4 protein-coding genes are annotated in these 2388 nt (G+C 51.9%); all 4 read left to right on the top strand.

The window, feature by feature from the left end:
* Positions 1-895 (top strand): DNA-processing protein DprA (gene dprA, locus AABZ39_11040; GenBank protein ID MEK6795306.1); only part of this gene is annotated, 895 nt, incomplete at its 5' end.
* A gap of 18 nt (positions 896-913) precedes the next feature.
* The gene (locus AABZ39_11035) at positions 914-1438 is read left to right on the top strand and encodes a hypothetical protein (protein ID MEK6795305.1); all 525 of its coding nucleotides are present in this window, start codon (positions 914-916) and stop codon (positions 1436-1438) included.
* A gap of 256 nt (positions 1439-1694) precedes the next feature.
* Positions 1695-1889: a type II toxin-antitoxin system HicA family toxin gene (locus AABZ39_11030; protein MEK6795304.1), complete on the top strand. Its 195-nt coding sequence runs from the start codon at positions 1695-1697 to the stop codon at positions 1887-1889.
* 10 nt (positions 1890-1899) lie between these two features.
* Positions 1900-2124, top strand: coding sequence for a type II toxin-antitoxin system HicB family antitoxin (locus AABZ39_11025; GenBank protein MEK6795303.1), 225 nt, complete (start codon positions 1900-1902; stop codon positions 2122-2124).
* The last annotated feature ends 264 nt before the right edge of the window (positions 2125-2388 follow it).

The raw sequence follows: 2388 nt of genomic DNA, 5'->3' as shown, positions 1-2388 counted from the left end.
TTATCCTTTCAATCTCAAGAACATCGACAGTCCGCCCGCCGTGCTCTACGTCCGCGGAGATATAACGAATCTCTCGCGCAACGCGGTCGGGCTCGTCGGTACGCGAAAGCCGTCGGAGACCTCGCAGCGATATGCGTTCACAACAGCATCGAATCTCGCGGCGCTCAATATCTGGGTGATAAGCGGGCTTGCAAAGGGCATCGACGCGGCGGCGCATTGGGGCGCCGTTTCTACATCGGGGACCACTGTCGGCGTGCTCGGCTCAGGACAGGATACGATATACCCCGCGGAGAACGCCGCGCTCTATGAAAAGATCGTCGATAAGGGCGGCGTCATCATGACCGAATATCCGGTCGGCACGCGTCCGCTGAAACATCATTATCCCTTGCGTAACCGCATCATATCGGGGCTGTCGTACGGCATTGTCGTCGTGGAAGCGGGCGGTAAGTCCGGCGCATTGATAACCGCACGCTACGCGCTCGATCAGGGACGCGAGGTATTCATCGGCCCGTATAAGGAGACTGACGAACGCGCCTTCGGCAATCACCGCCTCGCTCGCGACGGGGCGAAGACCGCGCACACGCATGAGGATATCGTCGCTGAGTTCGCCAATCTCTTCGCATTGGACGCCACCTATCGCGCAATGCGCCCGCGTTTTGCCGCGGCAGCGAAAGCGATGCCGGCGAAGCAGACATCGCAGGTTGAGAATGCGCCCGTGCCTGAACTGTCCGAACGCGAAGAGAGTATTTACCGCGCCATCGGCGAGGCGAAGCATATCGATGATATCGCTGTGTCCGCGAACATGCCGGTTAACGAGGCGGCTTCGCTTCTCATGCAGATGGAAATAAAGGGTGCGGTCAAACAGAATCCCGGGAAATATTTCGTCAGGAACTGAAGAACGAGGAGCGCGTGCATGGGAAAGAACGAAGAATTGAGGCTCTATATCGGCGACAAGCGGATACCGAAGAACGGCTATCCGATAATGATACTTTCCATCAGACAGGATGAATCGGAAAAGACATATCGTATCACCAGAGAATATTATTTTTTCACGTACGATTACGTAGCGCTTAAGAACTACAAGGACTTCGCCGTCACCGAGCAGGTCGGCAAGAACGATGAGCTGCTCACCGATTCAAAGATACAATATAAAAGCTGCCTGATGGAACAGCTCGAGAACATGGCGAGGGGACATATGCATGAGCTCGCCGCCGCGGAAGGCATCCTCGATATGCAGACACAGACACTGAAGATAAAGGGCAAAGATGATGACGGCTTTGCGGCCAGCATCAACGGCATATTGTTCTCGATAATGAGGGATGCAGAGAACGAGAAGGCGATCAAGGCCATGTTCAACAGGACGAAGAACAGCGAATTGAAAAAGCTGATACAGGATGCTCATGGGGTGAGCAGTAAGATAATCGTAGAGAACGGCTGAGCATGTCGTGTTAGAGTGGAACGATAATGCCGGCGCAGGGAATTGGCCACGGATGAACACCGATGAACACGGATGGGATCGAAAGATCAATACCGAGGTTCGATTTGCATTTTTATCCGGCTTGTGCTATATTCCTGCATGTAGGTAACGAAGTCAGCCCTTGTTCATGAGATCGGATACGATCTCAGTTGACGGAGTTTACGGATGGTCTGCATGGCATGCGGTTTTGCGGGTGTTTCGTTGGGGAATATGACCTATGAGGGTTCGTGACGTGATTCGTATTATTGAGAAAGATGGATGGTTCATTGTTCGACAGACGGGGAGCCATCAGCAGTATCATCATCCGAATAAACCCGGAACAGTTACCGTGTCCGTGCATCGGCTTTCCGACGAATTGCACCCAAAAACGCTGAAAAGTATTTTCAAACAAGCGCAGGTGTCCGATGAATAAACAAGCCGCGATGCGTTATCTTGTCGTATTTGAAAAGGGACGGAAGAATTATTCTGCCTATGTCCCCGATCTGCCCGGATGCGTCGCCACAGGGAAGACACATGAGGAATGCGAGGCGATGATAGCCGAAAGCATTCGCCTTCATATCGACGATATGCGCGATTCGGGAACACCCATCCCCGCGGCGGTAAGCGATGCCGAGATGATGTATGTCGGGGAATTGCAGCATGCGTAGGTCTTCCTTCTTTCTTTCTTTCTTTCTTTCGCTGATATAGCAAAATTAAAAATTACTCGCCGTTTCTTTCCGGAGACACGAATAGCACGGCATGCCCATGTTTGTGATAATATATATGGAGGTGCAGTATGAATTATTATCCCCTTCTTGCAGTTCTGCTCTTTTCGGCATTTGCATTGTATCCGGACAGCGAGACGAGATCAAAACTTGATCTGTTTATTCAGAATAGTCCGGAGTGGCGGGTTGAAGTGACAAAGGGTATGG

This window comes from Spirochaetota bacterium (genome assembly GCA_038043445.1).
Classification (GTDB): Bacteria; Spirochaetota; Brachyspiria; order Brachyspirales; family JACRPF01; genus JBBTBY01.
Note: the sequence above shows the minus strand (reverse complement) of the source record. Positions and strands in the feature narration are given on the sequence as shown.

Coding starts and splice junctions, on each gene's coding strand:
- AABZ39_11030 (MEK6795304.1), top strand. CDS start 1,695: ATGAGGGTTCGTGACGTGATTCGTATTATTGAGAAAGATGGATGGTTC.
- AABZ39_11035 (MEK6795305.1), top strand. CDS start 914: ATGGGAAAGAACGAAGAATTGAGGCTCTATATCGGCGACAAGCGGATA.
- AABZ39_11025 (MEK6795303.1), top strand. CDS start 1,900: ATGCGTTATCTTGTCGTATTTGAAAAGGGACGGAAGAATTATTCTGCC.